Annotated in this window: 21 protein-coding genes; 4 read left to right on the plus strand and 17 right to left on the minus strand. The window is 45.1% G+C overall.

Going from position 1 to position 18,400, the window contains the following annotated elements:
* Nucleotides 1-24 precede the first annotated feature (24 nt).
* From ARCVE_RS00060 to ARCVE_RS11675, 3 genes are all read right to left on the minus strand, one after another.
* Nucleotides 25-459, minus strand: coding sequence for a hypothetical protein (locus ARCVE_RS00060; protein ID WP_156785971.1), 435 nt, complete (start codon nucleotides 457-459; stop codon nucleotides 25-27).
* A 10-nt stretch (nucleotides 460-469) separates the two neighbouring features.
* On the minus strand, nucleotides 470-1,438 hold the full coding sequence (locus ARCVE_RS00065) for a hypothetical protein (protein ID WP_013682732.1): 969 nt from the start codon (nucleotides 1,436-1,438) through the stop codon (nucleotides 470-472).
* A 1,140-nt stretch (nucleotides 1,439-2,578) separates the two neighbouring features.
* Nucleotides 2,579-2,710 (minus strand): hypothetical protein, encoded by a 132-nt coding sequence (locus ARCVE_RS11675; RefSeq protein WP_013682734.1) that lies wholly within the window; start codon nucleotides 2,708-2,710, stop codon nucleotides 2,579-2,581.
* A gap of 405 nt (nucleotides 2,711-3,115) precedes the next feature.
* Here ARCVE_RS11675 and ARCVE_RS00075 point away from each other — a divergent pair, with 405 nt between their 5' ends.
* Entirely contained in the window at nucleotides 3,116-3,760 is a 645-nt protein-coding gene (locus ARCVE_RS00075) for a type IV toxin-antitoxin system AbiEi family antitoxin domain-containing protein (protein WP_013682736.1), read from the plus strand.
* Between the two features lie 100 nt (nucleotides 3,761-3,860).
* Here the strand turns inward: ARCVE_RS00075 and ARCVE_RS00080 are convergent, their stop codons facing one another.
* From ARCVE_RS00080 to ARCVE_RS00135, 14 genes are all read right to left on the minus strand, one after another.
* Nucleotides 3,861-4,220, minus strand: coding sequence for a hypothetical protein (locus ARCVE_RS00080; RefSeq protein ID WP_013682737.1), 360 nt, complete (start codon nucleotides 4,218-4,220; stop codon nucleotides 3,861-3,863).
* Nucleotides 4,221-4,289: 69 nt separating this feature from the next.
* Nucleotides 4,290-4,547 carry a hypothetical protein gene (locus ARCVE_RS00085; RefSeq protein ID WP_013682738.1) on the minus strand — a complete coding sequence of 86 codons (258 nt, stop codon included), beginning with the start codon at nucleotides 4,545-4,547 and terminating at the stop codon, nucleotides 4,290-4,292.
* Nucleotides 4,548-4,669: 122 nt separating this feature from the next.
* Nucleotides 4,670-4,843, minus strand: a complete 174-nt coding sequence (locus ARCVE_RS11195; protein WP_198002007.1) for a hypothetical protein — start codon at nucleotides 4,841-4,843, stop codon at nucleotides 4,670-4,672.
* Complete coding sequence (locus ARCVE_RS11200) at nucleotides 4,813-4,968, minus strand: hypothetical protein (protein ID WP_156785973.1); 156 nt, start codon at nucleotides 4,966-4,968, stop codon at nucleotides 4,813-4,815. Before ARCVE_RS11200 ends, ARCVE_RS11195 begins: the two co-directional genes overlap by 31 nt.
* Before the next feature lie 48 nt (nucleotides 4,969-5,016).
* Nucleotides 5,017-6,117, minus strand: a complete 1,101-nt coding sequence (locus ARCVE_RS00090) for a hypothetical protein (protein WP_013682740.1) — start codon at nucleotides 6,115-6,117, stop codon at nucleotides 5,017-5,019.
* Nucleotides 6,101-6,475 carry a hypothetical protein gene (locus ARCVE_RS00095; protein WP_013682741.1) on the minus strand — a complete coding sequence of 125 codons (375 nt, stop codon included), beginning with the start codon at nucleotides 6,473-6,475 and terminating at the stop codon, nucleotides 6,101-6,103. The genes ARCVE_RS00090 and ARCVE_RS00095 overlap by 17 nt, the downstream gene beginning before the upstream one ends.
* The gene (locus tag ARCVE_RS11440) at nucleotides 6,468-8,120 is read right to left on the minus strand and encodes a hypothetical protein (protein ID WP_013682742.1); all 1,653 of its coding nucleotides are present in this window, start codon (nucleotides 8,118-8,120) and stop codon (nucleotides 6,468-6,470) included. The genes ARCVE_RS00095 and ARCVE_RS11440 overlap by 8 nt, the downstream gene beginning before the upstream one ends.
* A 41-nt stretch (nucleotides 8,121-8,161) precedes the next feature.
* Nucleotides 8,162-8,542 (minus strand): hypothetical protein, encoded by a 381-nt coding sequence (locus ARCVE_RS00105; RefSeq protein WP_013682743.1) that lies wholly within the window; start codon nucleotides 8,540-8,542, stop codon nucleotides 8,162-8,164.
* 40 nt (nucleotides 8,543-8,582) lie between these two features.
* Nucleotides 8,583-10,043 carry a hypothetical protein gene (locus tag ARCVE_RS00110; protein WP_013682744.1) on the minus strand — a complete coding sequence of 487 codons (1,461 nt, stop codon included), beginning with the start codon at nucleotides 10,041-10,043 and terminating at the stop codon, nucleotides 8,583-8,585.
* 37 nt (nucleotides 10,044-10,080) lie between these two features.
* Nucleotides 10,081-11,898, minus strand: a complete 1,818-nt coding sequence (locus ARCVE_RS00115; protein ID WP_048085390.1) for a hypothetical protein — start codon at nucleotides 11,896-11,898, stop codon at nucleotides 10,081-10,083.
* A 55-nt stretch (nucleotides 11,899-11,953) separates the two neighbouring features.
* Nucleotides 11,954-12,361 carry a hypothetical protein gene (locus ARCVE_RS00120; protein WP_013682746.1) on the minus strand — a complete coding sequence of 136 codons (408 nt, stop codon included), beginning with the start codon at nucleotides 12,359-12,361 and terminating at the stop codon, nucleotides 11,954-11,956.
* 6 nt (nucleotides 12,362-12,367) lie between these two features.
* Nucleotides 12,368-12,694: a hypothetical protein gene (locus ARCVE_RS00125; RefSeq protein ID WP_013682747.1), complete on the minus strand. Its 327-nt coding sequence runs from the start codon at nucleotides 12,692-12,694 to the stop codon at nucleotides 12,368-12,370.
* Nucleotides 12,695-13,016: 322 nt separating this feature from the next.
* A complete protein-coding gene (locus ARCVE_RS00130; RefSeq protein ID WP_013682748.1) occupies nucleotides 13,017-13,274 on the minus strand; it encodes a type II toxin-antitoxin system CcdA family antitoxin in 258 nt (85 codons plus the stop codon).
* Nucleotides 13,275-13,298: 24 nt separating this feature from the next.
* The gene (locus tag ARCVE_RS00135) at nucleotides 13,299-14,045 is read right to left on the minus strand and encodes an integrase (RefSeq protein WP_048085392.1); all 747 of its coding nucleotides are present in this window, start codon (nucleotides 14,043-14,045) and stop codon (nucleotides 13,299-13,301) included.
* A 609-nt stretch (nucleotides 14,046-14,654) separates the two neighbouring features.
* Here ARCVE_RS00135 and ARCVE_RS00140 point away from each other — a divergent pair.
* The 3 genes from ARCVE_RS00140 (at nucleotide 14,655) to ARCVE_RS00150 (ending at nucleotide 18,381) form a co-directional block, all read left to right on the plus strand.
* Nucleotides 14,655-16,238 carry a vWA domain-containing protein gene (locus tag ARCVE_RS00140; RefSeq protein ID WP_013682749.1) on the plus strand — a complete coding sequence of 528 codons (1,584 nt, stop codon included), beginning with the start codon at nucleotides 14,655-14,657 and terminating at the stop codon, nucleotides 16,236-16,238.
* 200 nt (nucleotides 16,239-16,438) lie between these two features.
* Nucleotides 16,439-16,795, plus strand: a complete 357-nt coding sequence (locus ARCVE_RS00145; RefSeq protein ID WP_013682750.1) for a hypothetical protein — start codon at nucleotides 16,439-16,441, stop codon at nucleotides 16,793-16,795.
* Nucleotides 16,796-16,848: 53 nt separating this feature from the next.
* A complete protein-coding gene (locus tag ARCVE_RS00150) occupies nucleotides 16,849-18,381 on the plus strand; it encodes a single-stranded-DNA-specific exonuclease RecJ (protein ID WP_013682751.1) in 1,533 nt (510 codons plus the stop codon).
* The last annotated feature ends 19 nt before the right edge of the window (nucleotides 18,382-18,400 follow it).

The following is an 18,400-nucleotide window of genomic DNA, read 5'->3' on the forward strand; positions in this document are numbered from 1 at the left end:
TGATATCTTTCCAGGAAGATTCTGTTAAACGAAAAATACTCTGTTAAACAAATGTAAACCTCGAAGAATTTGTGAGGTGTTAATGAAAGTAATAAAATTTGAAAATTCGTAATAAAGGCGATTTCTGAAAAATATCTCTATGTTCCTGAAATTTTGAACGCTGGCTTCAATTCTACCATTTTCTACTGCCTCAACTATCGCCTGAAGGTGCTTTCTGACTTTTTCATCAGCTTCTACTTCTGACAGGTCACCTCCTTTATTGAGAACATCAATAATAGAGGCGTACAGTTTTAGTCTTCGCTTTTCCACACACTTGAGCTCTTCCTTAACGTTCTTCGAAGTTATCCTATCAAAATCTCTTTCGAAGAATTCATCACAATCGTCGCCGTATTTCTCAACCCCGCCAAAGTTAGAGGCATGGCACACTACTACGCACGTATCCACGAAGTACTCCACCAAGTAGCCCTCCTCAAATAGTATGTTTTGTCATGAACCGTGAATATGCCTTTGCAGCATCATTCACGTCAATTCTTTCAGCCAGATAACTCTCGGAGGGGAAGAGATCCATTTCCAGGGCTTTGGTTTCAAACTCTTCTCTCTTGAATTCTACCTCCTCAACAAGGTTTGGAAACTTTGCATTCAACTTTTTCAGGATCACTTCTTTGTTCGCTCCCTTTATCGTTTTATCTGTGATTATTTTCGCCGGAAGCTCCCAAACCTTGTTGTCGTAGTACTCAAACATCTTTTCGATGAAATCAACGTGTTCAGGGCTGAGCTCATTCTTCTTTAGTTTCTCTTCAACTCCAATTAGCAGCTCTTCAAAGAGCATGGTATAGTCGATAACTACATCCGCAACGGATTCCACACTGCTCAGAGCGAGGTGCAGCTTGGTTATCGCAGAGGAGACGTACTCAGAGGTTACTGGCGGCGCTATTTCACCGAGAAACGTCTCCAGAGAGACGCCGAACTTGCTCCTCGCTTCTTCGATGAACTCTTTGTACCTTTCCTTAAATGCTAAGTTGGAAGTGTATATTTCCCGAAACTCTTCAGGAGCATCTTTTTCGTAGAGCTCTTCGAGGTACGCGTGTAGTCTCCTAAACAGAATTCGGTACTTCTGGAGGGAGCTCTTTATGGCTCTGATTATTTCGTCTTTTGGAGGCATAATTGAAATTATATCGGGATTGATCATGTCGAGCGTAAATCTAGCCTGAAGGAACAGAGCATCCAGCCCCCGGCAGCTCCAGACAAAGCACCCCCTTTTGTACCAGGATCTCGTTATATCCAAATCCAACTCTTCTATTGTGTTGTAGAGTATCTTGTGCACCTTCACCTTGTTGAGGTACGTCTTGTCAAAATCCATTTCAGATAGCTGCTCATCAAGAAGGGCTAAAATTAGCTTTACAGCTTCTCTTTCAGTCTCCCAGCTTTTAAGTGTCATAGCTTGAATGTTCTACGGTTTCCATCCTATATAAAACATTTGTCATTAATGCATTATATGCTACGACTGCTTTCTTGAGAAAACTTCGGGATATTTAGTAGTCGAAATCTGCACAGAGGTAGAATTAAGATGTAACAACATTCTCCACGACCTCGTCGAGAGGGGGAGTTGGAATTAAGATGTAAAAAGAGAGGTGGAATTAAGATCTAAAGTAGTCTCGGTACACATGGAATTAAGATCTAAAACAAAGCAAAAACGCACAACTGCTAAAATCCTTTGCTGAGGGTTGATAGCCTTCTTTTCAACACAAAAACATGGCAAAAAAGAAGAACGCCAAAACAACTTGCATTGGATTAACACCAATAATTTTTATACAATTCACCGCCGAAAAAGAGTTGGAATTAAGATCTAAAGGAGACATGGAATTAAGATCTAAAGTGCTCCACAACCTCGTCGAGAGAGAGGTAGAATTAAGATCCAACAGGATTCTTTTCAAAATCCCGAAAAGAGTCAGAGAGGTTGAATTAAGATATACACTACATCCTCCAGTCTTTCCTCTCGCTCCAGTTCCCTTCTTTTGTCTCGAAGCTCCCGATTATGTTGAAGATCGGATCTCTCTCGATTTCTCTTTCCGGCTTCTTTCCTGGCATAATCCTACCTCGCTCGCGTCTGTAAAATACTTTGCTTCAGCTTAGTACTCGAAATCTACACACAACATCGTACCGAAATGGTACGAATCAGACATGGAATTAAGATCTAAAGGAGACGTGGAATTAAGATGTAAAAATCCCGAAAAACACTCACGTCGCTCTAAATTACAATTACGGGATTATATGAGCTGTTTCTAATTTTATACAACCCACTCCAAAAAAAGAGTTGGAATTAAGATCTAACAAAGGGATGGAATTAAGATCTAAAAAACACGAAAACGTTTCTCATCGCCCGAAACAAGAAATACGTGATAATCCGAGCTGTTTTTAATTTTATACAATTCACCTTAAAAAAAGACATGGAATTAAGATCTAAAGTGCTCCACGACCTCTTCGAGAGGGGGAGATAGAATTAAGATCTAAAGGAGATTGGAATTAAAATCTAACGCGGTTCTTCCCGAAATCCCGAAAAAGAGTCAGAGAGGTAGAATTAAGATCTAAAATTCCTCACGAACTCTTCGAGAATCTTCCCGCGTTCGGCGTGAAACTCCTCTACCGTCGTTTCCGCGAATTTTTCGCCCTTGAGCGCTTTTACGAGCTCGTTTGGGCTATTCTTACACATATTATCAAATAAAACATAAGAGTATTTAAGTCACACACTCTCCACGAGGTCGTCGAGAGGGTTATGGATACAACCTTTTCCATGTCGGCGGCGGGCTCCAGTCTGAAGGGATTTCTTGCCAATCGACCTCACTCAGTGCTCTTAAAACGTTAGCTAACTCTCCCCAAAGCTTTTTTGGGCAAACGAAAACTATACTATCTTCCGTTTCGTACAATTCGCATTTAAAATATTGATTTAGCTTAATCGCGAGCTCCACAGCAGGCGCTAACCAATATCCGTTTTTTACTATTGTCAGATACATTAACTAACTCCACAACTTCATGTAAGAAATAGTATTCGAAATCTACACTCAGGGTTATGTAACAACCATAAATTTTTTTAAGTTTTGTTACACAAATAACAACAATGAAAATAACAACAATGAAAAAGCTCACAACATACATCCTATCAGAATACGGTAGAAAAGTCGTGAAAAGAGAAGAACTGGAAAATGTTTTCAAGAGGTTCAGAAAGGATGCCAGCAGTACGATAAACTACATGACAACCTACGGCTACTTCATCAGGATCCTCCGCGGGCTGTACTACGTTAAATCTATCGAGGAGTTCAAGAAAGGAAAGAGAATTGACACGCTTAAAATAATCTCACTCGGCATGGAGAAGCTCGGCGTCGGGTGGTACTTCGGTCTACATACGGCGCTGAGACTGAACGGATTAACGCACGAGTATTCAGCAGTGATTCACGTGCTCAGCGACTCAATTTACCGCCCTAAAGACGTGAGTGTGAACGAAGACAGAGTAAAGTTCGTAAAGCTCAAGAAAGACCTCTTCGGCTTCGGAGTCGTTGAGAGGAACGGATTGAAGTACTCAGACCTAGAGAAGACGTTGCTCGACACAGTTTATCTCTACAGGTACCGTTCCGTTCCAGAGAAGAGAATAATCTCGATCCTCAGGGAGTACAGAGGCAAAGTAAGCAAAGACAAACTCGAGGAGTACCTCGACCATTATCCGAAGAGCGTTGAGAGCGTGGTGAAGAATGCCGGATTCTTTTAGTATTCGAAATCTCCACACTTCAACTTTTTTAATGAAAAAATAAGTTTTAACTACTACCACCCCAGAAGTTAACTCCCGGGGTGGTAGTATGTATATATGTTTAATACCACAACACAGGCACTTCTCCTCTTTGCTCCTTCAGTTTCGCGTAGATGCGAAGTATATCAGTCACTTTTAACTTTGAAGCCACGACGTAGAAGCTCGAGTGATCAGGAGCTTTTCTCAATCCCGGATCGAGCTCTTTTAACTCATCGAGGTGTTCTTTCGCAAAACGTTCCATGTCGCGGTAGCTCCAGCCGCGTTGAATCCCGTACACGATTATACTCAACAAAAGAAAGCGATTGAATGCTTTTCTCCCCCTCGCTTTTACAGGATTCTGGAGCGGCTTTGGTAAACCCACTGCAACTACAGCTTCATACAGCTGTTTTAACTCATTAAGTTCGCAACTTCTCTCCAACACGCGCTGTAGCCCCCTTGTCACGTGTTTAGAAATTCAAGTTCATGGGTGGGTGGTATTGTCAATCGTGTGTTAAGTCAAGCCCGGGAGCACACTCGTAAGGCTGTTCTGGATCTGCTGCAATGCTTGCTGCACTATGAGCTGCGTTAAATCCTGTAACCACCACGCCACAACGCTTGAAACATAGGCAGAGCTCAGATCGAACTGTACGGCGCCCACCACGACGGGAATAAAGAAAAACACTGCAAGCGTTGCTAATTTTAGCAGTTTGCTGTTAAAGAACCACGCTGCGAGGAATAAACCGACGAGCAGCACGATTTCCCCGCTCACCCGCTCACCTCCTCGAGCTTAATTTTCTGATTGCAGCGAGCACGACGTCTCTCGCGAGCATGCCCAGCATGACGCTGACGGCGAGCAGAAACACGAGCTCCATGTCGCCCCAGCTCATGCTTTTACCCCTCGTAGTATTTTCCTTCAGCGAGCACAGCTTCTTCGATTGAATCGAAAACGATGTCGAGCTCGTCTTTGTGTTGTTTTGCAGTACTGTACACCTTATACAGCGCTCCGAAGAACATAATTCCCGTTGCAATCCCTGCTAAAAGCCGCTCAAACACCCCATGCTCCAAACCGCAGCCGTCACCACGCCAAACACAGCTATCTCGACGAGTATTCCCTTCTGCACGTCAATCAAGAGCTTTCCATCTTTCGATTTTGCGTACAACCATTTTGCAGCCTTCAACCAAAACCCCAAACCTATCACTTCCTTTTCTTTTTTTTATTTCAAAAAATTAAATGACAATTATACACCACTCTCCCCGACGACCTCTTCCATGGAACTCTCCACGACCTCGTCGACAGGTGCGGGTGGAGTAGCTGTGACAGGGTGCTTCCCGTTGCCGTTTCCATTCCCGCTGTTGAGAAGCAAATCGAGAAGAGCACGCCTGACTGTGCAAACCTGCCCTTGATTTATGCGTACGCCGTGGTTCCTTAGGATAGTAGCGAGAGCTCGTGTCGTAAGCCTTTTTTCAATTGTCTTTTTCAGAATGCTTGCTTCTGTATCATTTTGTACAATAGCTGCACCAGGTATGTTATTAATTGTATTAGGTAAATACTTCGGAGCTCTTCCGTGTGCGTTTATCCACATCAGGAGAACCATTTCACCAAACTTCGTCAAATTCCCGTGTAAATCTAACAATCCCCTTGCTTTGAGCGTAATTTCGTCTTTCCAGTCGCCATCGAGCATTTTGTCTGCCAGAAAGGCAGCGTATTTTTCTAATCGCAATTCTGCCTGTCTTCTCTTAACCAGAATGGCGTTGCGCTTCAACATCCTGTATTTTCGATAGATCTCATCGGGAATAGGCTCTGATTTGATTTTCCCGCCGACTCTGAAGATTTTTCTGAGGAAGGCAAACGGAGAACTCTCATCTCTCTCGAAAATCAGCCCTTTTCCACGTGCGTACATATTAATCAGCACGTGCGGAGCGTTGCGGAGTTTCGGCGGCACCATATCCCACGTCGCGGCAGTAATCACGAGCACGGCGACGTTTTCCCTTACAACCTCGAATTCTTCAATGAAATTCGCTATGCGCTCTCCATCTCCTTTCAAGAAGCCGTACGAGCTTGTATGCAGTGCAAAGTCATCCCAAACCGCGATTTTTACCCTCCCATCGGCAGCGCGCTCGACGTCTTTTCTGTATTCAAGGTTGTAGAAGTCTTCGATTGTAAAGATTGTATGCCTTAGAACGCTGTTCCACTCTTGCAACACTTCGTACGCAATATTGAGCGCTAAAACACTCTTTCCACGCCCTTTATCACCAGTAACTCCGAGCAGTAAAAATCCATCGCTTTCAATCGCTTCTTCGATTCTGTCAAATATACTGTTTCTATTCTTCCCAATCATCCTCCTCCACCTCCAAAACTCTTTTTACTCTTTTTTCCTTCTTAGTTTCTTCACAATCAACCCCATCAGGCGTTAACAAGTCGAGCTTTGTGTAAAGCCCTGCTTTCTTTAATTCCCGTAAGATTCTAACGTTTTGAGCGGGATAGAGGATACTTTCGAGCTTTTTGCGTGCTTCAATCCCAAAGCGTGCTTCTGCGGTGTGTAGCACTAAGTAAACGTGCTCTCCAAGCGGATCAAGAAAATGAGGGGAAAGCTGTCTCTGTTTAATGAATCGCTGCGTTTTAAGGCGTTGTAGCTTTTTCAGAGGTTCCTCAGCTTCTATCTCGACGCCGCCCTTGCTCAGACGCTTTCTACTCATCGTCGCCCACCTCGTCGAAGTCTTCGTCGTACGCTCTCGACGAGCTCGTCGGAGTCTGTGGTTCGAGCAACTCTGCAAGGTTCAGTAATCTCTTCGTGACCTCTGCAACAGATTCTGTCTGTACCTTAACGAGCTCGTCGATTAGCTGGTTGTACTTCTTAGCAATGAGCTTCAGTTTCCTGTCAGCTCTTGCAACGAGCTCCTGTGCATACGTCTGATTGTCGAGCATCTCCGTCGAGATAACCTTAATCACTTTCTTGGGCTGTTTCAGCGTGAATAACACTGATATATTGTACAGGAAAGCTGCAGCAGCTGCTAAAGTCAATGTACTCACTAAATCAATCTTGAATACGTCTATATAGTTAGCAACAACGCAAATAGCCGCAACAGCAAGCGCCATTGCTGCGGTGAAGCGTTTGTCGGCTTTGTAGATTGTTTTTTCGAGCTCGTACTCATTCCTGTCTATTTCAATCAAAGCGCTGTCTTCAAGCCCATCGACAGCGATATCGAGATATCCCGCGTGATCAAACTCCAACACGGCTAAATCTCCTGATTCGTCTCTCACGATGCCTTTACGGTTAATCGGCAGTCTCACGACTTCTATACGGGATAAGAGTGGGCGTATCAGTGTAAAGTACGAAGGCTCTGTTACCTTCAACCCGGCAAAGTACCCGGCGACGAAAAAGCACGCGAAAGCCCAGTTCCACATATCTTTGATATTATAGCGATCCCACTCCAGGGCGGGCACTGTTTTTGTTATCGTGGTGTTTCCCTGCACGACCTCATGTACGGTAGTGGTGTGATAGCTGAATCCCAAGACGAATAATATGAGCATTACCGGGAACAGCGCATACAGGATTTCACGCCTTCTACCTCTTATGAGCAGTTCTGTTCGCAAAAATGCGGCGTATGCTGCTCCCGCGGCGGCAATTGCAGCTGCAGCGGCAGCTCTTTGCCATCCCCATTTAGCCATCTCGCTCTTCAGGATTGCTACGGGATAATCTTCAAAGCTCAGAGGTTCTCTCTTCGCTTTGAGCAGCCCGAAGCCCGCGACAGTACTGATACTTATAATTCTAAGCCCCGCATATTCTCCAACATCCGAAAGGTTTAATCTTGTGTCTCCTCTGTGGATTACTGTTCGTTTCCACTGCCCTGAAAAGACGTCGACGACGCAGATAAGCTGTGTTCTGTCGCTGTGGATGATTACCCATGCTGGATCTGCAAACAAATCGTAATCCTTGACGTACGTGAAATTGTCGATCTGCACCTTTGAGTTGAGATTTACGAAGTATTGCTGCGTTTCTTTGCTCCAGTAGTGAATATTCTGCTGCTTAGCGCCAAACGTGCCGAGGTCGACCGTGTTTTCGTTCTTTGGCGCCGGCGTAGGCGATGGTGTAGGAGTAGGTGAAGGCGTAGGAGTCGGCGTAAGTGTTGGTGTGGCAATTGGTGTGATCGCCGGGATCGGTGTTTTTTTCAACACTACGGTGTTAGCACTGTTGTTTACGTCTGCAGCGCTTACATTTTCAACTATACAGCTAAATGCGACGAGAGTGATAACTGCTAAAGCTGTAAACCACCTCAATTTGCTAAAGACCTTTTCAACATTTTTATTCAATTCGCTTATAGCCTTCCCGATACGTGCCACCTCCTGATTTTTTAAACACAGGAATTATAAAAAAATGAAAACTAACTTTTACTCTTTTTGTTCTTTTCAACAAATCTTCTGTAGATACTATGAACCTCTTTCAGCTCTTTTCGCTCTTTTCTCGACAGGTTCTTGCGTTTTAGCATCGCTTTAGCCCTGTTCGCGGCGCAGTTTGCGTACTGCACGGCTTTGGTAATGCTCAGACGGTGGTTCCTGATCTGTTTTCTTAACCATGCCACGCTCTTTCTCGCTTTTGAAGGAGATTCTATGCTGATATTCTTTGACGCAGTCTTGTTTTTCGCTGGAGCGAACAATCCTCTCTTTTTCTGCTGCTTGTTCTTCCCATGCGGCTGTTTGTTCTTTTTCTGTCGATTTCTTACAACATTTTTTGCAGATCTCTTAGCAGACTTCCCCTTTGCCACGACTAAACCACCACCTCTTTGCTAAGAAAAATAAAAGCAATCATTTTCTCGACGACAGTACTGCAAGCGCTAGCACGAATATTGCAATTCCAGCTACCCAAAGCTGCCAATTTGCACCAAAGAGCTTGTACAACCACGCAACGATAGTTCCCTGAGTAGCTCCCGCGCCGATTGCGGGCACCTGGATCTCTTCCCACTGCTTCTGCAGCGTTCTGATTTCTTCGAGCTGCTGGGCGACCTCGTCGACGTTTACCTGTCTCACGTACTTGTTCACGGTTGTACTCTGCAGTTCGTTACCTCTGAAATCTTTGATCTTTGTGATCGTGAACGTACTGCCTGGATCGAGCTTGTAAAGCAACCCACTTTCGTCTAAGAAGTAAACGAGCTCTCCTGAAGGCACCGTGTACGTCTCGCCGACTTCGTACGTGATATCCCACGTCGTAAAGAGCATTCCTGCCATCTGTGTGCCGTCGTCGAGCTGAATCTCCATCGTTGTGTTGATTCCGCCTGCCAAAGGCAGCCCAAGCGATACAAGGGCTGCGGCGGCATATGCATAGTACCCTGTGCTCTGTGCATCGGTTGCAGCGGTGCTAGCGAGCGTCAGCGGCGTAATCAGATCTTCAACGTCAAGGGTTCCTGCCTGTGCGGCGATCTGCTGCATCACTGTCTCGAAGTTGTCAAAGATGCGATGGTATTGGAAGTCGAGCGCGTTGAGCGTCTCAATCAGCAGTGATTCGTTAATACTCACATCTACGTCGCCATACTCGACGTCGGTAGTTATACGATATTCTGTGCCCGCAACAGAGACGTAAACAGCGTACAACTGGAAAGTAAAGCCGCACGCGCTCACGGTTTTGTAGGGCTTGACGTAGAACTCTACGTTGCTGTCGTCAGTGAGAGAACACGTTAAACCGTAGCAGTGTTTCCATTCTGCCGTATCGGGCACGTACTCGAAGGATTCATAGAAGAAGCCATCGACTTCTTCTGCTTCAAACTTAATCACGCTGACTCCTGCCTTTTCAGCATGCTCGTTGAGGTATGAAGCAATCATTTCTTGATGTACATTATATTTCATTACGCTGACATTAGTAACATTGTAGTAGTAGTTCACAAGCACGTCGACTGCTGCCGAGATCGGATCTTCTCCCGCCTTTGCGGCTTTTACTCCCGCTATAACTGCTGAATTCCATGCCGAGTCGGCAGTAAAGTTTGCATAATCTCTCGCGAGCGCGTAGTACTGTTCTGTGCTGTATTTGTTGCTTAACAACGATTTTTTGATCTCTAAATCGTTCGCTGATTTTAACGTGCTTAGAACAACCTCGTACTGTTCTTTTGCTTCCTCGTAGCCCAGATGGTGCCCTGCAAGGTAGCCCAATACTGCTCCGCCGCCTGCTCCGACGATGAGCGCGATCAGAACCGGTGATATCGCTTGTGCTGCAAATATATTCGCTACAAGCAACAGTACGAGCACAGTTCTTGCTATATCTTTTTTATCAGTCATTGTTATCACCTCGAAAAAATAAAAATTAGTAAAATCTTCAGTGCTTCTTGTGCTTCTTGTTGTCGAGCAGGTATGCTACTGCGAACAGCCCGATCAGCGCGAGTACGATTGCTATTGTGTATCCGCCGCCGAGGAAGACATACCATAAATCGAAGTTGACTGGAGAGCCCTGGATGTCGGAAGGCGTTTCGACAGGCTCAGCAGCAACGGGAGCAGGAATAATGTACTGCACGTCGACGAAGAGGTTGTGTACGTCTTCAAGGAGCTTGGTGACGTTAGTAGCGTCGAGGGCTTCAGCGAGGGTGAGACTATCTGATGGGTTACCGTTGCTGTCGCTGCATGCGATTATTGTTATCGTGTGTGTGCCTTCTTCTACTCTTACGAAGTTGCTACCGTCGAAGCCGTAAATGAAGCTGTCAGCCGGCAGAGAGTATGTAGATCCAACTAAGAACGTCTGTGGCGGCGTAGTCGGTGTATTAAAGACTATTACGGCGTCGTCAAGTCTTTTCTCAGCGTCGAGGTTCAGCGTGATGTGTTCGCCCAGCGGCGTGTACATCGCGCCGAGCAGCGCGGCGAAGGCGTTTGCTTTGTCCTGATCGCTCAGCTGTTTGATTACGTTGATGAGCTCGTCGGGATCAATGTAATACGTCATGTACACGTTATAATCTGTACCAACCTCTGCAGCTATTGTGTTGCAATCAACAGTTGCTTTTCCGGCGAGCGCTGCAGCGTTGTTCTCCACGCTAGCAATGTTGTATGTGAAGACTGGAGTGTTAGCAGAGTCATCGATTTCTATCGCGCTCACAGCAGAGTATGAGCTCGGGTAAGCATAACCTGTCACGGTGAATGATGTTACAACTGTGTAATCGACGCTGTAGCTTGCGTCAACTACATACTCAGTGTAGTTCTCTCCGTTCAGGCTCAGCGTGGCGGTAATAACTGATGTGTTGTCAAGAACGATGTGCAGCGTTGCAGAGGGTGTCTTGCTCACGTACGGTGAGTTTACGGGCACTGTAACAGTACCATAGTAGTCAACTCCAAGGTAGTTGATTGTATAGCTGATTGTGTACGACGTTGCATCTGGAGAACTCATAACGATGTACAGATCGGCGTACGATGTGTTCAACGGATCGACGAAGTACGTCGGATCAGTGATGTTGAATTCCGCTTCAAAGTCGTTGTTGTACGTGTCGAGCGGCAGAGCTATACCGTATAGCCCTGTAAGCCATGTAGTGTTGACATAGCTCAAATCGATTGTATCAGACATCTCAAGCACAGGGTGCACGAAGTAGCTCGTATCTGTTATTGTGATTGTGTTCTCGAAAAGCCCTGAGCTTGCGTTATAGTTGACAGTAACGGGATATACACCCTGCATGAGCGAATCGACAGTGCTCAGATCGATCGAATCAGTTATCGTTGCTGGAGTGCCAAGGAAGTAGTTGCCCGGGATGATACTAGTTATCTGGTTGAGCATTTCACCGTACGCGCCCAAGTAAGACTGCACGAGCGTGGTTCTGTATGCAGCAACAGCACTCTGAGCTGCGGTTGCAGCAGTTGCAGTACCATAACCGTCGTTCAGAGCCTTTGCAGCGTTCTCAGCAGCAATTATGGTAGCCCACGTGCTTACCCAAGTGTTTCCATCTTGAGCTGCAAGCTCCGCGCCCTGCACGTTATTCCCGCGATACAGCTTCACTTGCTCAGAAAGGGCGTTTACGTCGCTGTTGCTCCAAGTCTCAGATATACTCTCTGCCGCGGGGTTTATAATCTGCTCTGGAATCGTCTTAATCGTAGTAGCGCTAGCTGTGGCTGTAGATAGGAGCAGCACTATCAGCAGTACGGCAGCAAACCCCTTCATTTTTATTTTCTCAAAATTAAAATTAAACATATTCAACCACCACCCCCTCACGCGTTTAGTCTTGATAAGCCACGGTGATTGCTGCAAGCACTGAAATCACAAAGCAGATGAAGCCGTTCTGCAGAACGAGCATTGTGGCAGCTTCGATTGGGATTATTCCAAGCCCCATCAGCGGTATGCATATAGCGACAAGCGCTGCTGCGATTTCGACTCCTGTTACCTCTACCTTAGACTTCTGGAACAGCAGAATTGCCATGGTGCTCAGTACGACGAGCCAGCTCACAGGCGCGAACCAGCTCAGTGCATCGCCGCCCAAGCCGCAGGCTGTGGCAGCTGCGAGCACGTACAATGTGTACGCGCACGCTTCGAGGAAGCCAAAGCGCCCGTGCCTCCATTTTCCGCCATAGTAGCCGCCGTATCGCTCTTTCACAAATCTACCTGTTCTTCTCACATGCGCCTTCACTTTATTTCACCTCCTACTCCTTTTACCAACCTCCTTCTTTCCAGACACCTTCTTTCCCGACTTCTTCTCCACAATACTCTTCTTTCCAACTTTCCTCGACGATTTCGCAACACCTCCTACGCGCTTTTTGCCAGCGCTGGTGAGGGCTTCGTACTTCTCCACCCTCACCCACACGAGCAGCAGCACCGCGATAAGCCCGATGAAAGCGGGAATAGTACCAACGTAGCTCGCTACGAGGCTCTTCAGCCAATCGCCCGCTACTGCGTCGAGCAATAGCTCAGCAACGACGAACGCTGCGAAAAGTAGTACTGTGTCACGGTGCTGCCGCTTCACATATTCAAATTTCGCTTCAATTATAAATATCTTGCTATGATAAAATGTTATTTAGTGTCATTTCATCATACTTAGTATGATTCAGCTAAAAATTATCATGATAATTTGCTGAGAGAAAAGCTCGAAATTGCGAGAAGGTACATCATGACGCTGCTTTCTAAAAAAGCTCTCAGGATTTTTATCGATTCTTTTGTAAAATTCGTGTGACAAGCCCGAGATGGAGAAGGTATATTACAGCACGTCTGTATAAACTCGACGTGCTCAGACGAAAAAATAAAAAGCCTTATAAAATTCGCTTCCCGGGAAAAAAGGAAAATCAGCGTTAATTTCTGATTAGCTCGAGTGCAGCGCGATATGGGTACTTCAGCAGCTCTTTGATCATGTTTCTGTCTTCTTCATTCTCGATGACGCTCTCAATTTCTTCGAGCTTCTCACTCAACACGTCATTGATGAATTGTGATATGTTTGAAACACCGAGCCTGTGTATACGTGTGAGAAGATCGCTGTCAAGGGTGATTGAAATGCGCTCTTTTCTCCCATTGCGCCTGGATTCGCAAACTTCACGATACTTGTATCTCAAACCATATCACCCTCCTTAACAACATCATCCTTCTCCACGACCTCGTGGAGAGGGCACGGCAATCGGGAAGTTCTCAAGCAATCGGGTGTACTCTTCGTCAGCATGCAATGTCAATTCTATATAGTCGTCTGCTTCAACATCTTTCTGTAATTCACCGACGCGCCCTAAAATAAAGTTCCTGATGTCTTTTTCGATCTTCAAGCGAACCATGAGGTTGTTTAGCCACTTCCGGATGTACTTTGCCGAAACGGTTCTTCCGCTTGCTGTTTTGTAGTTTATGTGCTCCTTGACAGAATTCTCGTTGAGTTCAACCCTATAGAGCTTTTCTGCAAGCCAGCGCGGCATGTAAATGAATAATCCCTCTTTGTTGCCTTCACTAATGTCGTCGATTCTGTACCTTGCGATGAGCTCGTTGACAACGTAGAGCTTTGACTTGTCGAATGTTGTTAAAGCCCTAAGGATCTGCCGCAATCTCATCCCGCTAAAGAGTAGCAATAGAGCAACGAGGTACTCGTCGTAGGTGAGTGTCTTTGAGAAGTGCTCGAAGGCTTCCTTCACCTCTTTATTGTCTAAATGCTGCTTATCGCTCTTGCTCTTTTTGAGCGGAAGTACTCTCTTGAACTTTATAGCAACACCCTCGTCGATGAGATCTCTTTCTACGAGGAAATTGAGGAAATTCCTTACTGCTTTCGAGAAATTGTTTTTGCTCTTCTCTACGCTGTCGTAAATCGCCGCTAATTCCTGTACGTTTTTGATTTTCTTACCATTCAAATAGTTATCGAGCAGTGAAATATATTTGTTCGCTGTTTCCTCAGAAATTTTATTGTAAAGCCATGATGAAAATTCAGTCCTGAATTTACTGTAATCTGGCAATCCTCCCGAGCCCGTCGCCCGGGTTCGAATCCCGGCGGCCGCACTTTGTATTTTTTAGAATGGCAGTTCTGTCAAACAATTATAGGGACTTGGATTTGAGATGAAGTCCTGCTCGAACGTCTCTTCAGAATCCCAACCGCCTCTATTTTGACCTCACCCTTACTTTAACGATTTTTCTCTCCTGCAAGCTTGTATAATCCCTCTTTTCCTTTCTTCTAACCTACAAGATCTATAATCCTATTATTGAAAAAACTTAACAGCTATTGTCAGTTGAAACTCTCAGAAAGCAAATAGGAGTGAATTACACGACAGTAGAACGAGCGCTTTTCGAGATAGTTATTGGAGGGTTAGTATATCAGGACCCATTCCGCTCTGAACTGAAAAGGACTGTTTCACAGTAGATATTTTACCAAATTAAGTATTCTATTGTATTTTAATAACACAAGTTTCTTATATTACTTATTTGCTATATTACATTGTAAGAAATAAAAAGGAGGTGAAAATAAAATGAATGGACGAAAAGAGTTTGCAGCGATTTTGTTTGCGGCGATAACGATATTGGCCTTGGCGATAGTGCCGACAGGAGCTACCGCACAGATTGCTCCACCTACTGTCTCTAAGACTGTAAATCCAACGGATATAGTACTATTAACTGAAGAAACAACCATAACCTTAACTATTCAGGGAACTGGAAGCGAATGGACAACCTCTGTACCAATAGATGTAGTATTTGCACTGGACAGTTCTGGAAGTATGGGCTGGAATGATCCAAGTGGTTTGCGTAAAACTGCAGCAAAAAGCTTTGTTGATAAATTGAATTCTACAACTGATCAGGCTGGTGTTGTTAGCTGGGATAATAACATAGATTTTACCCAGACTCTAACAAATAACTTCTCCTTAGTGAAATCAAAGATCGATGCTGTAGATAGCTCGGGAGGCACAGATCTTAATGTTGGTTTGAACGCCGCTATAAGTCTTCTTGACACTGGAAAGCAAGCGAATTCATCTTGGGTGATTATCTTCCTCAGCAATGGACAAGGGACTTATTCTCACTCAACTGCAGTCGTAGCAGCCAATAAGGGTTATACAGTTTACACGATCGGATTAGCCATATCTCCAGGCAGTACGGCTGAGAGTAACTTAAAGGACATAGCCAACACAACTGGAGGTAAATACTATTCATCCCCCAATGCAACAAATCTCGACGCAGTCTTCAACGACATATATAAAGAAGTGGTGACTAGCACAATACCTCATTACGTAGATGTTTTAGAAGTTACACAAAGTTACATCATAGATGAAAGTTCCTTCAATGTAGCACCAGATAACGTTAGCACAGACCAGGTAACCGGAGAGACTACCATCGTTTGGAACAATATTGGACTACTCAGTGGCGATGGTGACCCAGATTTATCCGCTGATGAAATAGTTACCTTAAGTTTTAAAGCAAAGTCAAGCAAAAGTGGAATGAATTTGGATGTCGATGTTTACGGAAAAGCAAAGGTTAATTACAAAGATTCAAATGATGCAGATGGTGGATCAGTACTTATCCCTCAAGCAAAGATCGATGTTAAGAGCGCAAGATGGTTAAAGCAAGATGCAATCGCTGAACTTGAAGCCATAAACACTACAAGCAAACAGGCTCAGCACGACATAAACAAGGCTATCAAATTGATAAAAGAATCTCTCAACCCAGCACTATGGGTAGATGATTCACGCCTGGATCCAAAGCATGGGCACAAGGTATTCGATAGGGAGAAGCATGCCGTCAAGGAGCTGCTCAAGATAGTAGAGGAAAGAGGGAAGCATGCAGATGCGGCAATAGTAGATGAGGTAAAAACTGTTATAGACAAGATAACAAAGGCAGATGAATTGCTTGCATTGATTGCAATTACTGATGCAAAGAATGCAGAGATCGTCGATCCTAAGTTTGAAAAGAAGGTTGAACAAGAAATAGCTAAGGCTGAAGAAGAATTGGCCAAGGCTTATCAAGCGCTCGGAGCAGATAATCCTGACAAAGCCATAGACCACTTCAAGCTCGCATGGAAACACGCTCAGCTTGCAATAAAGTTTGCACAGGGACTTTGTTGAGGGAATACTAATATAAACTATTTTTAATTTTTTAATGCTTTACTGAACCTCAGACTACGATTATAACTCGTCTAATTTTTGGAGCAATAGTCGATAGAAATGCATTCCAAATAAAGATAGCAAATTAAAAAGAATTAAGTTTATGTAGAAAGCATAAGTCATGAGTTAAATCTATCTACGTTGACGTCATCAAGTAAAATATGGAAACATACGACTACATAATCGCTCCATTCGAGTGCCCTTACTGCGGGTACGAGGAGGAAGAGTATGAGTGGCAGACTGACGCTTTGCACAACCTGCTCTACAGTACCAAAGTCGGAGAACAGATAATCTCAGATGGATTAGTCATCTACGATGGAGAAATAGAAATACAGACAATATGCGAAGGATGCGGTGAGTTCGTGAGATGCTGGATAAAGATTAGAGATGGAAAGCTAACTGATGAAATTTCCTGTGAGCCAAATGACGTTGATCATGAGTATGAAGGCTTCGAGGTCTCAGGCAGGTTCGCAGATGAATTAAAACGCATGATGGAAAAAAGAGAGCCAAGAGAATAGTGAAAAATACATAAGAACGAGAGTATTTTGCAGTCACACGTACTCTAACTCAGATGACAAAAAATATTTTGGCTTTAATAATAGTAATTCATTCCGTTCTCATAGGAGATATGCATCCTCTGTTTCTAATGCAACCCCTACTTCACTTTCGCACCACTCGCAAGCTTTATTTTTTAGTAAGGAGATTGATTGACGTGGACTTGGCAAAATATAAGGAGATGCTGAGAAAAGCCTACGAAGTTGCCTTAATGCTAAAGAAACAGGAGGAAGTCCTTGTCGTCACCCACGTTGACGCTGATGGAATCACATCCGGCTCCATAGCCCTGCAGGCCCTCGAAAGGGCAGGAATTGAAGGCAACATCCTCTTTGTCAAACAGCTCGACCCCTCGACGATTGAGCAGGTTGCCGACAGGAACGTTTTCACATGGTTTACGGATTTGGGCAGCGGGCAACTCGATCTGATTGCGGAAAAGAAAATAGAATGTGTCATCACAGACCACCATGTCCCCCAAGGGCACTACAGGCTCCAGCTCAACCCCAACGACTTTGGCGTTGATGGTGCACACGAGCTTGGAGGGGCCCCAACAACATACCTCGTGGCAAAGAGCATGGGGCTGAACTACGACCTCGTAAGTCTGGCAATTGTTGGGGCTGTTGGCGACCTTCAGGACTCAAGACACGGAAAACTTATCGGTCTTAACAGACTCGTTCTCCAGGAGGGAGTAGAGGGGAATTTTATCTCCGCCTTCCGCGATCTGAGGCTCTTCGGAAAGCAGACGAGACCCGTATACAAGATGCTCGAGTACACATTCGACCCCTACCTGCCGGGGATCAGCGGAAACGAGAAGGCCGCCTTAGAACTTCTTGAAAGCCTCGGCATATCACCCAAAGACGGCGAATTCTGGAGGCGCTGGATCGATTTAAGCTACGAGGAAAAGGTCGCTCTAACTTCAGAACTTGTCAAGCTTTGCATGGAGGCTGGCTACCCTGTTAGCACAATAAAGAGGCTCGTCGGCGAAACGTACATTATGCTGCATGAGGAAGAAGGAACGGAGCTAAGGGACGCGATGGAATATTCAACTCTCCTCAACGCTACCGCGAGGTACGGTCACGAAGACGTTGGCCTGAAAGTTTGTCTTGGTGATAGAGGTGAAGCGTTGAGAAGGGCCAGAACACTCCTCCAGAACCACCGCAGGAACCTTTCCGAAGGACTGAAACTCGTCGACGAAATAGGAATCGTCGAACTTGATAACATTCAGTACTTCCATGCGGAGGATAAAATACTGGACACCATCGTCGGCATAGTTGCTGGAATGTGCTTCAGCAAGGCGAACCTGAGAAAGCCAATTATAGCCTTCGCCAACAATAGCGAGGGCGTTAAGGTTTCTGCAAGAGCGACACAAAGACTCGTAGAAATGGGCGTCCATCTGGCAAACGCGCTTCGCATCGCTGCAGAAAAGGTAGGTGGAAAGGGAGGCGGGCACAGCATTGCAGCCGGAGCTCTGATACCAGCTGGCTGCGAGAAAGAGTTCTTGAGGGAACTTGATAGAATAATAGGCGGGCAGCTTGCAAAGTGCAGAAGCTGACAAAAGAGTTAATTAGTTT

The sequence above is a fragment of the Archaeoglobus veneficus SNP6 genome (assembly GCF_000194625.1).
In the GTDB taxonomy this organism is placed as follows: Archaea; Halobacteriota; Archaeoglobi; order Archaeoglobales; family Archaeoglobaceae; genus Archaeoglobus_C; species Archaeoglobus_C veneficus.

Bases quoted from the DNA above. Each gene is read 5' to 3' on its own strand.
- ARCVE_RS00150 (WP_013682751.1), top strand. From the start codon at position 16,849: ATGACAAAAAATATTTTGGCTTTAATAATAGTAATTCATTCCGTTCTC.
- ARCVE_RS00110 (WP_013682744.1), bottom strand. From the start codon at position 10,043: ATGACTGATAAAAAAGATATAGCAAGAACTGTGCTCGTACTGTTGCTT.
- ARCVE_RS11675 (WP_013682734.1), bottom strand. From the start codon at position 2,710: ATGTGTAAGAATAGCCCAAACGAGCTCGTAAAAGCGCTCAAGGGCGAA.
- ARCVE_RS00145 (WP_013682750.1), top strand. From the start codon at position 16,439: ATGGAAACATACGACTACATAATCGCTCCATTCGAGTGCCCTTACTGC.
- ARCVE_RS00075 (WP_013682736.1), top strand. From the start codon at position 3,116: ATGAAAATAACAACAATGAAAAAGCTCACAACATACATCCTATCAGAA.
- ARCVE_RS00140 (WP_013682749.1), top strand. From the start codon at position 14,655: ATGAATGGACGAAAAGAGTTTGCAGCGATTTTGTTTGCGGCGATAACG.
- ARCVE_RS00115 (WP_048085390.1), bottom strand. From the start codon at position 11,898: ATGAAGGGGTTTGCTGCCGTACTGCTGATAGTGCTGCTCCTATCTACA.
- ARCVE_RS00065 (WP_013682732.1), bottom strand. From the start codon at position 1,438: ATGACACTTAAAAGCTGGGAGACTGAAAGAGAAGCTGTAAAGCTAATT.
- ARCVE_RS00090 (WP_013682740.1), bottom strand. From the start codon at position 6,117: ATGATTGGGAAGAATAGAAACAGTATATTTGACAGAATCGAAGAAGCG.
- ARCVE_RS00095 (WP_013682741.1), bottom strand. From the start codon at position 6,475: ATGAGTAGAAAGCGTCTGAGCAAGGGCGGCGTCGAGATAGAAGCTGAG.